Here is a 17,172-nt window from a genome sequence, read left to right on the forward strand (position 1 = left end):
CTATCGATCGCCTTCGACCAAGGGTGTGCGCGAGAGTTTGATCGGCCCGTTGGCGCTGATCAGCACCTGCTCTTCGAGCTTCACCCCTTCCCCACCACCTTGCTCACCGATGTAACTTTCCACCGACACCACCATGTTTTCCTCGAACAGGCCGTCGTACCCCCACTCGGCGAAATCCACGGCGTAGGCGACGCTGGGGTACTCGTCCACCAGCCCGACGCCGTGCAGCATCATCATGTAGCGGTTGTGCTCGAAGCGCTGAGGCACCGGCCAGCAGCGCTCGGCGAACTCACGAAAGGACAGGCCCGGGCGCAGCAGTTCGACGTTGTGGTTGATCTGCTGCGAGGCGATGTCCAGCAAGTCGCGTTGGGCCATGGTCGGTGCCTTGCCGGGGCAGATGAAGCTGCGCGAGATGTCTGAAAGGTAACCGCCGGGCCCGACCATGTCGGTGTCGAAACAGACCATCTCACCGGCCTTGATGACCTTGTCGGTGGCGTCCTGAAACCACGGATTGGTGCGCGGCCCGGAGCTGAGCAGGCGGCTTTCGGCCCACTCTCCGCCGTGCGCGACGTTGGTGCCGTGCATGATGCTCCACAGCTGGTTTTCAGTAACCCCCGGCACCAGGCTTGTGCGCATCCGGGCAATGGCCAGGTCGCAAACGCCCATGGACACCCGGTGGCTGGCCACTTCTTCAGCCGATTTGATCAAGCGTGCCTGCTCCATCAATGGCTGCGCATCGAACAGCTCAATGCCTTGGTGTGTCAGGCGCTGCGCGCCCCAAGGGTCGCAGCGGTCGACCGCCAAGCGGCGATTGCCGCCACCGTGACGGGCCATCAGGTCCGCCACCTCCTGTGCCCAGCGCTCGGCTTTTTCCTGCACGCGGGGGCCGGCGAGGAAATACAGCCAGGGTATCGCCGGGCGAATTTCATCGATGGTTTCAACGTGCTCGCTGTTGTGCCGGCTGCTGGTGAACTCGAACAGCACCACCGGGCCGTCGGTGGCGACGAACACATAGCGGCTGGGCGAGTGCATCACCCACAAACCAAGGTTATTGGTGTCGGTGGCATAGCGAATATTGATCGGATCGGCCAACAGAATGCCGGCGTAATCCTGGGCGCGCAGTTGCTCGCGAATGCGCTCCAGGCGGTAATGGCGCAAGGCTTTGCGATCGATGGCGGCATACGCATCGAGTAACGCCGTGTCGACCGGCGCGATGGCATGTTCAGTGACCTTGGCATCGCTGCGAAAGCGCAGGTCGCGTTCGGTTAACGCCGTGAGCAGCTCAATGGAATCAGAACCCGTTTGCATGCAACAACCTCCGCTGAGTCAGACCAACTTTCGGGGCAGTAACTAAAAGGTTTCTAAATCTGGTGACGGCTGTCTTTATTGTTGTGGGCGACGCAGGGCGGCTAGAGGTCCTTGACCAGCCGCAGGGCATCGTAGATGGCCGCATGGGTATTGCGCGACGCCACTGCATCACCAATGCGGAACAGCTGGAAGCGCCCTTCGGGGTTGCTGACAACGTTTTGCGGCTTGCCGACAATCAGGTCCATGTACTCCAAGGCACCTTCGTTGCTGGCCAGGGGTTTGAGGTCGAAATACAGCTCGTCCAACGGCCGGGTGCCGTGGTTGACCACCACCTGATCCACCAGGCGCGTTTTGGTCAGGTCGCTGTAATCGGTGCCGATCGTGGCCAGCAATTGGTCGCCTTGTTTCTCTACGGCCTTGAGCCGGTAGGTGACGGTAAAGGTGGTGTCCAGGTGCTGTAACGCGCGCATGTAGGGCACCAGGTTCATGCCCATGACTTCTGGCGCGAACGAGCGGTCGGGGGTCATGATTTCAGTCTTGGCGCCACTGCGGGCGATGAATTCGGCGGCTTGCAGGCCGGCGTGGTCGCCCGCATCGTCGTACACCAGCACATTGCGGCCAGGCTTCACGTCGCCGGAAATGATGTCCCAGCTTGAAACCAGAAACTGATTGCCGTGCTCCAGCACTTCGGTGTGCGGCATGCCCCCGGTCGCCACGATCACTACGTCGGCATTTTCATCGAGCACAATCGCGGTGTCTGCCCAGGTGTTGAAGTGGAACCTCACGCCAAGGCGCTCGCATTGCGCCATGCGCCAGTCGATGATGCTGATCATTTCCTTGCGCCGCTCGGACTGTGCGGTCAGGCGAATCTGCCCGCCGGGTTTGTCCGCCAGCTCGTACACCACCACCTCGTGGCCGCGCTCGCCTGCCACACGTGCCGCCTCCAGGCCGCCAGGGCCGGCGCCGATAATCACCACTTTGCGCTTTTGCACAGCCTTGGGTATTTCATGAGGCATGGTGGTTTCACGCCCGGTCGCGGCGTTGTGGATGCAGTAGGCCGCGCCTGCATTGTAAATGCGGTCCAGGCAATAGTTGGCGCCTACGCAAGGGCGGATATCGTCTTCACGGCCTTCGATGATCTTGCGCACGATGTGCGGGTCGGTCATGTGCGCGCGGGTCATGCCGACCATGTCCACCAACCCCGAGGCAATGGCATGACGCGCCGTGGCCACGTCGGGAATTTTTGCTGCATGGAAGGTCGGGAAGCCGGTCAGCGTCTTGATTTCGCCGGCAAAGTCCAGGTGCGGAGCATTGCGCATACCCTGGATCGGGATGATGTCGGTCAGCCCGGCGTCGGTGGCGATGTTGCCGCGAATCACGTTGAGGAAGTCGATCATGCCACTGTCTTTCAACAGTTGAGAGATCTGCAAGCCCTCCTCTTTTTGCAGGCCTCCAGCGAGCACTTCGTCCCCGGTGTAGCGAATGCCGACAATAAACTCCGGGCCCACGCGCTTGCGAATGGCCGTGAGCACATCGAAGGTGAAGCGCAGGCGGTTTTGCAGCGAGCCGCCGTACGGCCCTTCCAGTTCGTTGGTCAGTGGCGACCAGAACTGGTCCATCAAGTGGCCGTAGGCTTGCAGCTCGATGCCATCCAGGCCGGCGGCCTTCATGCGTTCGGCGGCATCGGCATAGTCGCGAATGATGCGGTCGATGTCCCACTGTTCAAGCTGCTTGGGGAAGGCGCGGTGTGCGGGTTCCTGATTGTGGGAGGGCGACACCACCGGTAGCCAGTCGCCTTTGTCCCAGCGGGTACGCCGGCCTAGGTGAGTGAGCTGGATCATCACCGCCGCACCATGTTCGTGGCACTCGTCGGTGAGGTCTTTCATCCAGCCGACCACTTCGTCCTTGTAGGCCAGAATGTTGTTGAACACGGGTGGGCTGTCACGGGAGATCGCGGCGGAGCCTGCGGTCATGGTCATGGCTACGCCGGCTTTGGCACGTTCAACGTGGTAGGCACGGTAGAGCTTTTTCGGCATCCCGTCTTCCGGGTAGGCCGGTTCGTGGGAAGTGGTGATGATGCGGTTGCGCAGGGTCAAATGCTTGAGGCGATAAGGCTGAAGTAGCGGATCGTTTTTCATATCGGTCTCGCAAACAGGTCATCAGGCACGCCGACAATATGCCCCTATGTACACAGGTGTCAATACTCTTGACGATGGTGTACAGTTGCCACAAAGCGCACATTGAAAAGGGAAGAAATGCCCATGAAAGAAACTACCTCAAAGGCGGAAGCAGCAGGCCGAGGCTCACTGGAAGGCTGGCTTAATGCGGCCTATGAAAGCCTGACCGAGTCAGGTGTTGATGCCGTGCGAGTGATGCCGCTGGCCAAAAAACTGAATTTGTCGCGCACCAGCTTCTACTGGTTTTTCGAAGACCGCGATGCCTTGCTCGTGGCCTTGATCGAGCAATGGAAAAACAAGAACACCTTCAACCTGGTGACCAAATCCCAGGCCTATGCCGAGTCCATCACCGAGGCGATTCTCAACGTCTTCGACTGCTGGCTGAACAGCGAATTGTTCGACTCGCAATTCGAGTTCGCCATGCGCAGTTGGGCGCTGCAGTCGCCGGAGGTGGCGCAGGAAATCGGCCAGGCAGACGCGCAACGCGTCGAGGCATTGCGGCAGATGTTCGACCGTTTCGGCTTTGAACACGATGCTGCGATTACCCGCGCCCGCTCCATCTACCTGACGCAAATCGGCTACATCAGCATGAAAACCCGGGAGCCCCTGGCCCAGCGCATGCGCTACATTCCCGAGTACCTGAAGATATTCACCGGCAGGGAACCGGAAGCCCGTGAGCTGGAGCGCTTTTATCAGCGCAACGGTTTTAGCGGCGCCGATTTGAAGGTCTAAAAACACCGGCTCACAAGTGAGCCTCTTTGAAGATACGGGGGTTCATTGCAAGCTTCAGGATCTTGCGCACCTGTGGGCACGGGTTTACTCGCGAACAGGGGCGCAACCCGTGCCATCCCCTGGCTGCCTTACCAGCTATAACTCACCTTCGCCGTCACCTCCCGCCCCGGGTTGTAGTAATTCGCCGTCCCCGACCCCACCACATGCTGCTCGTCAAACAGGTTGCTCACATTCAGCGCCAGGTCGGTCCCTTTGGCGATCTTGTAGTTCAGCGCCGCATCAAACAACGTGGTCCCATCGCTCTTCTTGGTATTGGCAGCATCCATGTAGTACGCCCCCACATACCGCGCGCCCAGGCCGACGCTCACGTCAGTGCCCGGTATGTCGTAGTAGCTCCACAGCGATGCGGTGTGTTTGGGCGCCGTGGTGAACTCATTGCCCTTCAAGGAAGAGCCGTCATACAGCGACCCGCGCAGCACCTCGGACTCCATGTAGGAGTAAGCACCAATCACGCTGATGTCTTGCGTGACTTGCGCCTTGGCTTCCAGGTCAAGGCCACGCACGCGTGACTCGCCCACCGTCTGCTGCTCGATGATGCCGCTTGGCAACACCACGGCAATGGTGACGTTCTCTTGGGTCAGGTCGTAAACAGCGGCGGAGAAGAGTGCGTCCATGCCCATGGGCGAATACTTGATGCCCACTTCGTATTGCTTGCCGGTCTGCGGGGTAACGCCCACTTGCGGGGGCGAGACGGACTCCACCATGCTCACGTAGGTCGACACTTCATCGTTGACGATATAGGTCAGTGCCGCGCGGTAGGAGGTTTCGGAGAAGTTGTCCTTTTCCGTCTGCTCGCCACCGATGTATTCCTTGCTCGACAGGTCCATCGAGTCGTTACGCACGCCTGCGGTCGCGATGACGCGGTCAAAGAACGACAGGTTCTGCTGCAGGAAAACCGCCTTGGTGGTGGCGTCATTCTTTTTGCGGGTATAGGGCGTGATGCCGCCAGGCACGCCAGTGAATACCGGGTTGGCGATGTCGATGGAGGGCGCCAGGCCGTAGACCGAGCTCTGTTTGGTCGTCGAGTCGAGGTACTCGACGCCCACCAGCGTGCTGCTGTCGATGTGCTCGAACTGGGCATCGTACTGCAGCATCAAGTTGCCATTGAGCTGGTCGGCATCGCTGTCGGTGCCGAAGACGTAGCGTGGAATGGTGGTGCCAACACGCGAGGCGTTGTCGCTCAGGTAGACATAGCCGAAGTCATCGGTCAGCTCGCTGTAGCGCAGGTTGCTGCGCAGGGTGAAGCCGTTGTCGAAGTCGTGGGTAATGTTGCCGCTCAGGCTGGTGCGCTCGACATCGTGGAAGTTGTAGCCGGGCTCGCCGTAGAAGTCGCTGCGGTCGTACTCCTTGTCCAGCGGGTAGCCACCGCTGTTCGGCGAGCTGTTGGTCTTCAGGTAATCCAGCACCACCGTGGCCGAGGTGAAGTCGGTCGGCGCCCAGGTCAGGCCGCCCATGACGAAGCGGTTGTCGTCCTGAGAGTGGTCGTACTCGCGGTCGCTGTTCTGCATCTTGGCCGTGAAGCGGCCGGCCAGGGTTTGTTCGTCGTTCAGCGCATCGCCTACATCGATCCCGGTTTCGGCATGGTCATAGGAGCCGTAGGTCACGTAGCCTTGGCCAAACTTCTCGAAGCGTGGTTGCTTGGTCACGAAGTTGACCGAGCCACCCGGGTCTGCCGGGCCGAACAGGGTGGAGTTGGCACCCCGCAGAATTTCGATACGCTCGTAGGCGTAAGGGTCTTCGCGCACACCGCGCATCGAGCTGAGGGTCAGGCCGTCTCGGTAGGTGGTGGCCTGGAAGCCGCGGATCAGGAAGTAGTCGTTGCGGTCGTCCGAACCGTAGTAGTCGCTGACCACGCCAGGGGTGTACTGCAGCGCCTCTTCGGTGGTGCTGACGCTGCGCTGCTGCATTTCCTTGTTGGTCACCACCGACACGGACGCGGGCGTGTTGAGGATGCTGGTCGCCACCTTGCCCCCTACCCACAGCTCCTTGGCAACCACCGAGTTGGCGTCATCGTCGGCACTGGCCTTGATCTTGGCATTGATGATGACTGGCGCCAGGCGGTAGTCCTCGGTCGCGCCCAGTTCCAGCGGGCCGGCAGGCTTTGGTTGTGGAATCACCAGGTAGGCGTTGGGGCCTTGCTGCTCGACTTGTAATTCGGTGCCTTGCAACAGCGACGACAACGCTGCCGACGTTTCCAGGTTGCCCTGTACGCCCTGGGTGCTGCGGTTAGCGACGTTTTGGGCATCGAAGGACAGGCTGATACCCGCCTGGCGAGCAAAGCGGTCGAGCGCCGGTTCCAAAGGGCCACCCGGAATGTTCCACTGCTGCAGCGGGTTGGTGTGCTCAGCGTTTACGGGTTGTGCAAGCGATGGCAGCGCGTAGCTGCTGACAACCATACCCAAAAACGCGCCGCGCACGGCACGGCTCAATGGATGGCGCTGTGGAACCGGGGTCAAACTCATTTTCTCGCTCCGTAGAGTGTCGGCGGGCTGGCCTGTATTCCGGCCTTCTCTACAAGCCGAACGAGAATGAGAAAACACCTCATTTATTTTTCGGGTAGCTGGAGGCACCACATCGCGGGCGCCTCCAGCACTTAAACCTTATTCACTTTCGCGGCTCGCAAACGGGTCAAACTCGGGGTCGTTCAACTTCAGGATGTGGTTCTTGATGGCACAACCGGCCAGTTCGATGTATTCCGCAAAGAAGTCTTTACCCAGTTGCCGCAGCGGTGAGCCCTCCACTGAGTCAGCGACAGCTTCTATCGTTATGATCCCGAACTGTTCAGCGATGATTTCCACACTGCGCACACGCATTTCAGGGTGGTCATAGGGCTTCTGGTACCAGGTCGCGATCTGATACTGGATATCGTCTCTTTCCAGCGCCTGATACAGATGGCTGGCAAACGCGATGCTGGTTTCGCGAATCAGGCCCGGGTCGATATCGAGCTTTTCAAGTAGGGTTTCAGTGGGTTGGTAGGCAACATTAAGCAGGTCGGCGATGGTATAGCCCGGCATCGGCGGGAAAACGCCTGGCGGTAGTTGGTCCGCCGGGATTGATAGCGGGTCGGAATAGTCGTCGTTGTGCACGGGAAGCTCCTTGCCTCGGTATAGTTTTACTGGCCAGCGCCAGCATCATCCACGCGCCATTGCTGGCGCGCAGTGAAATGACATTTTCCGGTTGTATTAGTTGCGCGCAAGGGTGAAATAACAGCGGTCAGCTACCTGCTCATCCGAGTGCGGTTTCAAAGCGGTTTTGCCGGTGTGGATACATGCCTTTTACAGGGGTGGGCTTTGCGCCAGTAACGTTTCCTGCGTAGCGGGCAGCGGGCGGCTCAGCAGCACGCCAACCACCACCGCGAACACCAGCGCTGCAAGGCCCGCAACCTGCAACACGGCCTCGAAGCCACCCATGAACGCCTGGCGGGCCAAGGGTGCCACCGCTTCACGCAAGCCCGGATCAAGCAGCGCCAGGGCCGCCTGCAGGTCGCCCGCCGCTACCCGCGTGGCCATCGCAGCAACCTGGCCCACTTGCGATGGCGCTACGGCAACCAGGGCTTCGTGAAGCAATTGCCCGCTGCGGGCGGCCAGTACGCCGCCCAGTAAACCGATAGCCAGGACGATGGCCCCGAAGCGCGTAGTTGTACTCAACCCGGAAGCCATCCCGGTACGCTGGCGTGGCACACAAGCCATGATGTTTTTCTGGGTGTCGCCATTTAGCAGCCCGGCACCCGCCCCCAGCACCAGGCTGGCCAGGGCAAAGGCTGCATAGCCGCCAAACCCGGCGGCCCAGGCACACAGCAGGTTGCCCACCCCCACCAGCACTAGGCCAAGGGCGAATACCTGCGCCGGGCTCAAGTGCGCCGCCAGGCGCATGCCCAAGCGCGGTGCCAGCAACATGGCCACGGCAAACGGCAGCATGCCGGCCCCGGCTGCCAATGCGGAGAGTTGCAGGCCGTTTTGCAGGTACAGCGGCAGCAAAGTCATCATCACCTGGGCGCAGGCGGCGTAGGCGAACATGCCCAGCAAAGCACCCACGAACCGCCCGCTGCGCATCAGCTGAAGGTCGATCATCGGCCGTTCCTGGTTGCGTTCGACCATGATAAACAGGCCAAACAGGAAGGCACTGATTAGCAGCCGGCCCAGGGTTTGAGCACTGCCCCAGCCCACCTGGTTAGCATCGATCATCGCCCAGATCAGATAGCCCAGGGCACCCGCAAAAGTCAGGCTGCCCCATGGGTCAAGCCGGGCCGCCGCGCTGTCGCGGGACTCTTCTACACTGCGCAGCACCATCACTGCCAGCAACGCCACCAACGGCAGGTTGATGTAGAAGATCCAGCGCCAGCCCAGGGTACTGGCGATCACCCCGCCGAGCAGCGGCGCAAAGGTGATGGTGGCGCCCATGCAGGCACCCCAGAAGGCCCAGGCGCGCATGCGCTCCTGCGGCTGGTGGAAGCGGTTGCCGATGGCGGCCAGTGCCGAGGTCAACAACAGGGACGCGCCGATGCCCTTGGCGGCACTGGCCAGGTCGAGCAATAGCAGGCTGGGCGCCGCGCCGCAGGCTAGCGAGGCAAGGCCGAACAGGGCCAGGCCGAGCAGCAGCATGCGCCGGCGGCCAAAGCGGTCGGCGAGGCTGCCGGCGGGCAGCAGGCAAGCGGCGAAGGCCAGCAGGTAGGCACTGACCACCCATTCGATATCGGCGAACGAGCCAGACAGGTCGCGGGCGATACTGGGCAGGCTGACCGCGACAATGTTGGTGTCGAGGATGATCAGGGCGCAGACCAGGGAGGCGGTAAGCAGGGTGAAGCGTGCAGAGGGCATGGTGGGGCTCCAGAAGCTGGGCTGGTTGGTTTGAAGTGCCTTTAACCTGCAGGATCGCCGGGACCGCTGCGCGCTCCAGATAATGCATAGCCCTGGAATGTTGTGCGGTCCCTGCAATTGCACAGGCAGGCTTTGCCGCCAAGCCACCAGCCTTGTAGTGTTGGCCTTACCATACCGCCGCCTGCGCCAAGGCTTGTTAGCCCCGGAGGCCCGCGTCATTACCCTGCAGGTAACACCTGATGGAAATCCGCCATTTCCGCTATTTTCTCTGCGTCGCCCGCCACGGCCATTTCACCCGGGCCGCCGAGCAGTTGGGCATCGCCCCGCCCACCCTCAGCCGGCAGATCCAGGACATGGAACGCGAGCTGGGTGTGCGCTTGTTCGAGCGCAGCCAGCGCGAGGTCAACCTCACCGCCGCCGGCCAGGCGCTGTTGATTGAGGCCGAACAGGCCGTGCGCCAGTTCGACGCCGCACAGCTGGGTGCACAACGCGCAGCCCGTGGCGAAAGCGGGCGTATCGAACTGGGCTACGTGGCTTCGGCCGCCTACTCGGGCATGCTCCAGCAGCAAGTCAGCCGCTACAGCGAAACCTGCCCTGGCGTGCGCCTGAATATCCGTGAACTGCCCATGGCCGAACTACCCGGCATGGTCCGCGATGGCTTACTTGACCTTGCCTACGTGCGCTCACCGATGGAGCTTCCTGACCAGCTGGAAGCCATCGCCTTGCACCAGGAAGGTTTCGTTCTCGCCCTGCCCGCCAGCTCGCGGATCAACGAAGTGCCGCAGATCCCGGCCTCGCGCCTGGCCAATGAAACCTTCATTCTGCCCGAACAGATTTCCGGCACGCTGGAAGTGGCGGCGCAAGGTGGCTTCGTCCCGATGCTTGGCCCACAACCCGGCAGCCTGGTGGCCGTGATTACCTTGGTATCACTTGGGCAAGGCATTGCAGTAGTCCCGGAATCGGTGGTGCAGCGCATCAACCTGCCGCAGGTGAATTACCGGCGGGTCGTCGATTGCCAGGCTAGCTCGTGGCTGAGCCTGGTCCACCGGCGCTTCGAGAAAGCGCCGGCTGTGATGCGATATGTGCAAAGCGTGATGGGCGGCACTTGATGGCCGCTCAAGTACGCTGATCTTCTGTAGGAACTGTTTGAGCATATCTATCAGTGCACGTTGCAGATCCGCTTCGACATGGCCACCCGGTAGGCCCTGGAATTCGACCACGTAGGCATCTTCCGCCAGACAAGTGTTTCAAAAAACAAAGGGCACCCATCCTCGGGTGCCCTTTGCCTTACAGCCAGGTGAACTGAATCACCCCATCGATCGCGCTGCCACCGGTTGCGCATGGCCCCTCGACGTCACGATCCCCAGGAAGGAAATCACGATCGCCAGGCCCAATGTCGAGCTCACTTCCGCCCGATGCTCAGGCGTGTACATCATCACCGCCAGCGCCCCGGCAATGAAAATGATCACCGCCCAGGTCAGGTACGGGAACAGCCACATGCGGAACTTCAGTTCGGTGTTCTCGCGCTCCAGTCGGCGGCGCATGCGCAGCTGCGAGATGGCGATAACCATGTACACCAACAGGGCGATGGCGCCAGAGCTGGCCAGCAGGAACTCGAACACACCCTTCGGCGCGAAGTAGTTGAGGACTGCGATGGCCGCACCGATCAGGGTGCTGCCGAACACTGCAGCACGCGGTACACCGACCTTGGAGGTCTTGTTGAGGAAGGCCGGGGCGTCACCGCGCTTGGCCAGCGAAAACATCATCCGCGAAGCGATGTAGATGGACGAGTTCATGCAGCTGGTAACGGCTACCAGCACCACCAGGTCGACCATGAACGCGGCGTTGGGGATGTTCATGATTTCCAGCGCACGCTGGTACGAACCCACCACCGCCAGCTGCGGGTCGTTCCACGGCACCACCGAAATGATCACGAAGATCGACAGGATGTAGAAGGTGCTGATACGCCAGATCACCGAGCGAGTGGCCTTGGCGATGTTGCGCGACGGGTCGCTGGACTCGGACGCGGCAATGGTCACTGCCTCTGTACCGATGAAGCTGAACATCACAGTGATGAACGCGCCGACCACCGCCGACCAACCCTTCGGTGCAAAACCGCCGTATTCGGCCATCAGCCCGCTCAGCCCACTGACCTCGCGGTTGGGCAGCCAGCCCATCAGCGCGGCGAAGCCCAGGCCGATGAAGCCCAGGATGGCGGTGACCTTGAGGATGGCAAACCAGAACTCGAACTCGCCGTACTTGGCCACGCTGAACAGGTTGGTACCGGCCAGCAGCAACACCGAAGCCAGGGCGAAGATCCAGCTGTCCACCTGCGGGAACCAGGCGTTCAGCACATGCCCGGCGGCCAATGCTTCGATAGGAATCACCAACACCCAGAACCACCAGTACAACCAGCCGATGGTATAGCCGGCCCAGCGGCCAATGGCCTGGTCGGCATAGGTGGAAAACGATCCGGTGTCGGGGTGCGCCACGGCCATTTCGCCGAGCATGCGCATGACCAGTACCACCAAGGTCCCGGCCACGAAATAGGAAATTATGGTTGCTGGGCCAGCTGCCGCGATGGCATGGCCAGAGCCGACGAAAAGTCCGGCGCCGATGATGCCGGCGATGGACAGCATCGTTACGTGACGTGGCTTGAAACCTTGTGCAAGGTTGCCATCAGATCCCACGGTGTTCATTGATGTTGTTCTCTTTTTGCTGACACAAGGAAGGACGGGCAGGCGTAGGCGAAAAATATCTCCTTTGAAATCAATAAGTCGACACGTTGTTCGCGCGCTGTTGTTGATATTTGGCACGCATCACAGAGCAAGGTGTCAGTGCGGTTCGGGGTTCATTTAATCCCCGCATGGCTGTGGGGAATTACACGAGAACGCCACGGAACTGTTCGATCACGACAGGGCATTTCCATCAACGCCAGATGTCGCGAATGGCATATCCGATCGCGCCACAGGCCCAAATGGAGCTTTTGTTTTTCATTTGAATGTGTGTTGCCTGTGCCGGCCCTTTCGCGGGTGAACCCGCTCCTACAAGGGTGCGGGGGCGACGGTACCGATTGATGAATGCGGTGGCGGGTGCGACGGTGCCGATTGGTGGATGCAGTGGCGGGTGCGGCGGTGAATGACTGGGGATATTGGGCGGCAGGGTCGGCCTATTCGCGGGTGAACCCGCTCCTACGACGGTGCGGGGCGACACCACCGGTTGATGTAGGAGCGGGCTTGCCCGCGAAGAGGCCCGCAGCCTCAACGCACCAGGCAAGGCCGTTTGTTATCGAAGCTCCAACCCGGAATCAGGAACTGCATCGCCACGCTGTCATCCCGCGCCCCCAGCCCCATGTTGCGGTAGCACTCATGGGCCTTGGCCAGCTGGTCTTCATCCAGTTCCACGCCCAAACCCGGCCGTGCCGGCACTCGCACATGCCCGTCGACAATGCGCAGCGGCTCACGGGTCAGGCGCTGGCCATCCTGCCAGATCCAGTGGGTGTCGATCGCCGTGATTTCACCCGGCGCCGCAGCCGCCACCTGGGTGAACATCGCCAGCGAAATGTCGAAGTGGTTATTGGAATGAGAACCCCAGGTCAGCCCCCAGTCGTTGCACATCTGCGCCACCCGTACCGAACCCTGCAAGGTCCAGAAGTGAGGGTCGGCCAGCGGAATGTCCACCGACTGTAACTGAATGGCATGGCCCATCTGTCGCCAGTCAGTAGCGATCATGTTGGTCGCGGTGGGCAGCCCGGTGGCGCGGCGGAACTCGGCCATCACCTCGCGGCCCGAGTAACCGTTCTCGGCGCCGCAGGGGTCTTCGGCGTAGGCCAGCACATTGTGCTTGTCGCGGCACAGGGCGATGGCCTCCTTCAGCGACCACGCGCCATTGGGGTCGAGCGTGATGCGCGCTTCGGGGAAGCGTTCGGCCAGCGCTGTCACGGCCTCCATCTCTTCTTCACCACGCAGCACGCCGCCCTTGAGCTTGAAGTCGCTGAAGCCATAGCGCGCCTTGGCGGCCTCGGCCAGCCGCACCACTGCTTCCGGAGTCAGGGCCTTTTCATGGCGCAGGCGGAACCAGTCGTCATCGCTGTCGGCTTCGTTGCGGTAGGCCAGGTCGGTCTGCTGGCGGTCGCCGATGTAGAACAGGTAGCCGAGCATCTTCACCGCATCACGTTGCTGCCCCTCGCCCAGCAATGCTGCCATCGGCACGTTCAGGTGTTGGCCGAGCAGGTCGAGCAACGCCGACTCGATGGCCGTTACCGCATGCACGGTGATGCGCAGGTCGAAGGTCTGCAGACCGCGGCCCGCCGAGTCGCGGTTGGCGAAGGTCTGGCGCATGGCATTGAGCACACGCTGGTAATGGCCGATCGGCTGGCCGACCACCAGGCTGCGGGCGTCCTCCAGGGTCTGGCGAATCTTCTCGCCGCCGGGCACTTCGCCCAGGCCGGTATTGCCGGCGCTGTCGCGCAGCACCACCACGTTGCGGGTGAAGTACGGGCCATGAGCGCCACTGAGGTTGAGCAGCATGCTGTCATGGCCGGCCACGGGGACCACGCGCAGGTCGGTGACCACCGGGGTACTGGTGTGAAGGGTCTGCATATTCATGAGGGTTGTCTCGCAGTCATCAGTGGGTCTGGCCCAGGGCCGAAGGGGCCTTGAGGTCATCGGAAGGGACGCCCTTGGGGCGAATGCGTACGAAGAAGATGGCAATCGCCGCCAGCACCGAGGTCACCGCCAGGCCGTGCAGCCCGCCCTGGATCGAGCCAGTCTGCTGCTCCAGCAAGCCGAAGGTGGTGGGGGCAACGAAGCCGCCGAGGTTGCCGACCGAGTTGATCAGGGCAATCACCGCCGCAGCGATGCGGGCGTCCAGATAGCCCTGGGGGATTGGCCAGAACAGTGACGACGCTGACTTGAAGCCGATCGCGGCGAAGCACACGGCGACGAAGGCGAACACCGGCCCACCCGTGGTGGACATGAACATGCCCGTGGCAGCGACCAGCAGGGCGCCGGCCACCCAGGCCTGCTGGAACTTCCAGCGAGCGGAACCGGCAGCGAAGGCGTACATGGCCAGGATCGAGATCAGCCAAGGGATCGAGTTGAAGAAACCGACCTGCATGTCACTGAGGTCGCCCATGCGCTTGATGATGCTGGGCAGCCAGAAGGTGGCGGCATAGATGGTCAGCTGGATACAGAAGTAGATCAGGCAGAACAGCACGATCTGGCGGTCCTTGAGCAGGCTCCAGGCCGACGGCCTGACCGCGCCGATGGCCTCACGCGCTTGCTGCTCGCGGTCGATGGTGGCGACCAGCGCGTCCTGCTCGGCCTTGCTCAGCCACTTGGCGTCCTGCGGCTTGGAGTCGAGCCAGAAGAACACAAAGAAGCACAGCACCACCGAGGCCATGCCTTCAATGAACAGCATCCACTGCCAACCATGCAGGCCCAGGCCCTGGATCTGCATCAACGCCCCTGCCAGCGGCCCGGAAATCAACGAAGCCAGCGCCGAGCCACTGAGGAAGATGGCAATGGCCTTGCCGCGCTCTGCCGCCGGTAGCCAGCGGGTGAAGTAGTAGATCACGCCAGGAAAGAAGCCTGCTTCGGCCACCCCAAGCAGAAAACGCAACACGTAGAACTGGGTTTCGTTCTGCACGAAGGCCATGGCCGTGGCCACCAGCCCCCAGGTGAACATGATACGGGTCAGCCACAGCCGGGCACCGACCTTTTGCAGCAGCATGTTCGAAGGGACTTCGAACAGCGCGTAACCGATGAAGAACAGCCCGGCACCAAAGCCAAAGGCCGCAGCGCTGATGCCCAGGTCGCTTTCCAGGTGCGGGCGGACGAAGCCAATGTTGACGCGGTCGAGGTAGTTGACGATGAACATGATGACGAACAGCGGCAGGACGTGGCGCTTGACCTTGGCCACGGCACTGGCCAACGCGTCGCCTTCATGCCGGGCAGACGGAGCGAGGGTGTCGTTCACTTGCGGATCTCCCACTAATTGTTTTTGTGCGGGTCGGGTTGTCTGACATGGCAGTGGGGAGGAGCTTATTCGCAGCGAGGTTGTACGACAAGATCATTAACGTCGGCAAAATAGCAAAATACAAGCTGTCATAATGCCAATTTGATCCTAACGTGCAAAAACAGCTCAACTACATGCTGAATTGGATGCGCGAAAAATCGGCAAAAAATATTTCTATCGATTAACTTGTCGTACAAGCCAATCAAGAACCGGATCACACATGGAACCCGAACACGCGCGCAAACGCGGCCACAGCCGTGCCCACGACCTGGTTTCCAGCCTGACCCAGCAGATTTTGCTGGGTACCTTCAAACCAGGCGACAAACTGCCTTCGGAAAACACCTTGGTGCGCGAGCACGGGGTCAGCCGCACGGTGGTTCGCGAAGCCTTGTCGAAGCTGCAGGCCTCTGGGCTGGTGGAGCCGCGCCACGGGATCGGTACGTTCGTAATGGAGCGCCAGGCCCAGGCCGGGCTGCGCGTTGCGGCGGAGAGCGCGGCGAATGTGCGCGACCTGCTGGAGCTGCGTATTGGCCTTGAGGGCCAGGCTGCCGCGCTGGCCGCACTGCGCCGTGATGAGGGGCAACTGGCGCGCATGCGCCAGGCGCTGGATGACTATCAGGACCTGGCCGCTGCCGGCGACAGCTGCATCGAAGCCGACCGGCGCTTTCACCTGCTGATTGCCGAGGCCACCGGCAATCTGTATTTCACCGAGATGCTGCTGCAACTGGGTAACGGCCTGATACCGCGCAACCGCATGGCCCTGGCCGAGCGCGCGGGGGCCAAGCTGGCGCGGCAAGCGTACCTGGCCAACCTGGAGCATGAGGCGATCCTCAATGCCATCCGCCGACAAGACCCGGATGCCGCACGGGCGGCAGTGTGCCTGCACCTGTCCAACAGCCGCGACCGGCTATTGCCGGACTGACTGTGAGGCAGTGCAAGGCCTCGGGCTTGATGCTACGAACAGAGTGACATGCAGGGTGGCCGCTACAGCCAGCTACCCTGCCCTCACTTCACCAGGTCAGGCAGATCTTGCCGAAATGCCGGTTGCTCTCCTGGTACCGGAACGCCTCGACGATCTGTTCCAGCTCGAAATGCTTGTCCACCACCGGCCGCAGGCCGTTGGCGTCGATCGCCCGCACCATCGCCTGCTGCTGCGCTCGGCTGCCAACCAGCACCCCTTGCAGCCGAATCTGCCGCACCAGCGCCTGCACCAACGGCAACTGCCCGGCCACCCCGGTAAGGATGCCGATCAGCGAAACATGCCCGCCAATGCGCGCAGCAATCATCGACTGCTCCAGCGTCGCCGGGCCGCCCACTTCAATCACATGATCGACACCGCGGTTGCCAGTCAGCTCGCGCACCTTCTCACCCCAGGCCGGGGTGCTCTTGTAGTTGATCAGGTGGTCGGCACCCAGGGCCTTCAGGCGCTCCAGCTTGGCATCGCTGGACGAGGTGGCGATCACGGTCGCGCCCGCCAGCTTGGCGAACTGCAGGGCGAAAATCGACACACCGCCGGTACCCTGCACCAGCACCGTGTCGCCGGGCTTGAGGTGATCGTCGCTCATCAGCGCGCGCCAGGCGGTAAGGCCGGCGGTGGTCAGGGTGGCAGCCTCGGCATGGCTGAAACCCTGGGGTGCCAGGGTGAAGGCGGTGGCGCGGGCAGTCACCTGTTCACGGGCGTAGCCATCGATGCCGTCGCCGGGCACCCGGGCAAAGCCCTCGACATTGGCCTGGCCATCGAGCCAGTCGGGGAAGAAGGTGCTGACCACATTGTCGCCGACCTGGAACTCAGTGACGCCAGCCCCCACCGCAACCACCTCGCCGGCGCCATCGGCCATGGGGATGCGTCGCTCGCTTGGGCCCCACATGCCGCTGACCACGGCGAAATCGTGGTAGTTGAGGGAACTGGCGTGCAGGCGCACGGTAATCTCGCCGGCCTGGGGGGCCTGGGCCTCGCAGGTGCCGACCTGGACCTTGTCGTAGCCGCCGCCGGGTTGTACGTAGATGGCCTTGCTGCTCATGGGTGGGTCTCCGTATCAGAGCAAAGAATGGGGTTCAGC

12 protein-coding genes are annotated in these 17,172 nt (G+C 61.8%); 3 read left to right on the forward strand and 9 right to left on the reverse strand.

The annotated features are described in order from the left end of the window. Both LMH93_RS23725 and LMH93_RS23730 read right to left on the reverse strand, forming a co-directional pair. Complete coding sequence (locus LMH93_RS23725; protein WP_230064672.1) at positions 1-1,308, reverse strand: M24 family metallopeptidase; 1,308 nt, start codon at positions 1,306-1,308, stop codon at positions 1-3. 101 nt (positions 1,309-1,409) lie between these two features. After that, positions 1,410-3,446: an NADH:flavin oxidoreductase gene (locus tag LMH93_RS23730; RefSeq protein WP_180689214.1), complete on the reverse strand. Its 2,037-nt coding sequence runs from the start codon at positions 3,444-3,446 to the stop codon at positions 1,410-1,412. A 123-nt stretch (positions 3,447-3,569) separates the two neighbouring features. On the opposite strand from LMH93_RS23730, the gene LMH93_RS23735 reads away from it, so the two are divergent. Next, positions 3,570-4,217 (forward strand): TetR/AcrR family transcriptional regulator, encoded by a 648-nt coding sequence (locus tag LMH93_RS23735; RefSeq protein ID WP_004576152.1) that lies wholly within the window; start codon positions 3,570-3,572, stop codon positions 4,215-4,217. A 128-nt stretch (positions 4,218-4,345) separates the two neighbouring features. On the opposite strand, the gene LMH93_RS23740 is transcribed toward LMH93_RS23735, so the two are convergent. From LMH93_RS23740 to LMH93_RS23750, 3 genes are all read right to left on the reverse strand, one after another. Beyond that, positions 4,346-6,739: a TonB-dependent siderophore receptor gene (locus LMH93_RS23740; protein WP_230064673.1), complete on the reverse strand. Its 2,394-nt coding sequence runs from the start codon at positions 6,737-6,739 to the stop codon at positions 4,346-4,348. Positions 6,740-6,877: 138 nt separating this feature from the next. Then, a complete protein-coding gene (locus LMH93_RS23745) occupies positions 6,878-7,363 on the reverse strand; it encodes a hypothetical protein (RefSeq protein WP_230064674.1) in 486 nt (161 codons plus the stop codon). Positions 7,364-7,552: 189 nt separating this feature from the next. Beyond that, complete coding sequence (locus tag LMH93_RS23750) at positions 7,553-9,094, reverse strand: MFS transporter (protein ID WP_230064675.1); 1,542 nt, start codon at positions 9,092-9,094, stop codon at positions 7,553-7,555. A 239-nt stretch (positions 9,095-9,333) separates the two neighbouring features. On the opposite strand from LMH93_RS23750, the gene LMH93_RS23755 reads away from it, so the two are divergent. After that, positions 9,334-10,203 (forward strand): LysR family transcriptional regulator, encoded by an 870-nt coding sequence (locus LMH93_RS23755; RefSeq protein WP_104962597.1) that lies wholly within the window; start codon positions 9,334-9,336, stop codon positions 10,201-10,203. Between the two features lie 198 nt (positions 10,204-10,401). On the opposite strand, the gene LMH93_RS23760 is transcribed toward LMH93_RS23755, so the two are convergent. The 3 genes from LMH93_RS23760 to LMH93_RS23770 all read right to left on the reverse strand — a co-directional run bounded on the left by LMH93_RS23760 (position 10,402) and on the right by LMH93_RS23770 (position 15,073). Beyond that, on the reverse strand, positions 10,402-11,793 hold the full coding sequence (locus tag LMH93_RS23760; RefSeq protein WP_003249863.1) for an amino acid permease: 1,392 nt from the start codon (positions 11,791-11,793) through the stop codon (positions 10,402-10,404). Between the two features lie 561 nt (positions 11,794-12,354). Continuing rightward, the gene (gene gudD / locus LMH93_RS23765) at positions 12,355-13,701 is read right to left on the reverse strand and encodes a glucarate dehydratase (RefSeq protein ID WP_060537887.1); all 1,347 of its coding nucleotides are present in this window, start codon (positions 13,699-13,701) and stop codon (positions 12,355-12,357) included. Between the two features lie 19 nt (positions 13,702-13,720). Then, positions 13,721-15,073 (reverse strand): MFS transporter, encoded by a 1,353-nt coding sequence (locus LMH93_RS23770; protein WP_230064676.1) that lies wholly within the window; start codon positions 15,071-15,073, stop codon positions 13,721-13,723. A 259-nt stretch (positions 15,074-15,332) separates the two neighbouring features. Between LMH93_RS23770 and LMH93_RS23775 the strand changes: the two genes are divergently transcribed. Next, on the forward strand, positions 15,333-16,034 hold the full coding sequence (locus tag LMH93_RS23775) for a FadR/GntR family transcriptional regulator (RefSeq protein ID WP_003249857.1): 702 nt from the start codon (positions 15,333-15,335) through the stop codon (positions 16,032-16,034). An 88-nt stretch (positions 16,035-16,122) separates the two neighbouring features. On the opposite strand, the gene LMH93_RS23780 is transcribed toward LMH93_RS23775, so the two are convergent. After that, positions 16,123-17,133: a zinc-dependent alcohol dehydrogenase family protein gene (locus tag LMH93_RS23780; RefSeq protein ID WP_108192134.1), complete on the reverse strand. Its 1,011-nt coding sequence runs from the start codon at positions 17,131-17,133 to the stop codon at positions 16,123-16,125. Positions 17,134-17,172: the final 39 nt, after the last annotated feature.

Source organism: Pseudomonas sp. CIP-10 (assembly GCF_020911845.1).
GTDB classification, from domain to species: domain Bacteria; phylum Pseudomonadota; class Gammaproteobacteria; order Pseudomonadales; family Pseudomonadaceae; genus Aquipseudomonas; species Aquipseudomonas alloputida.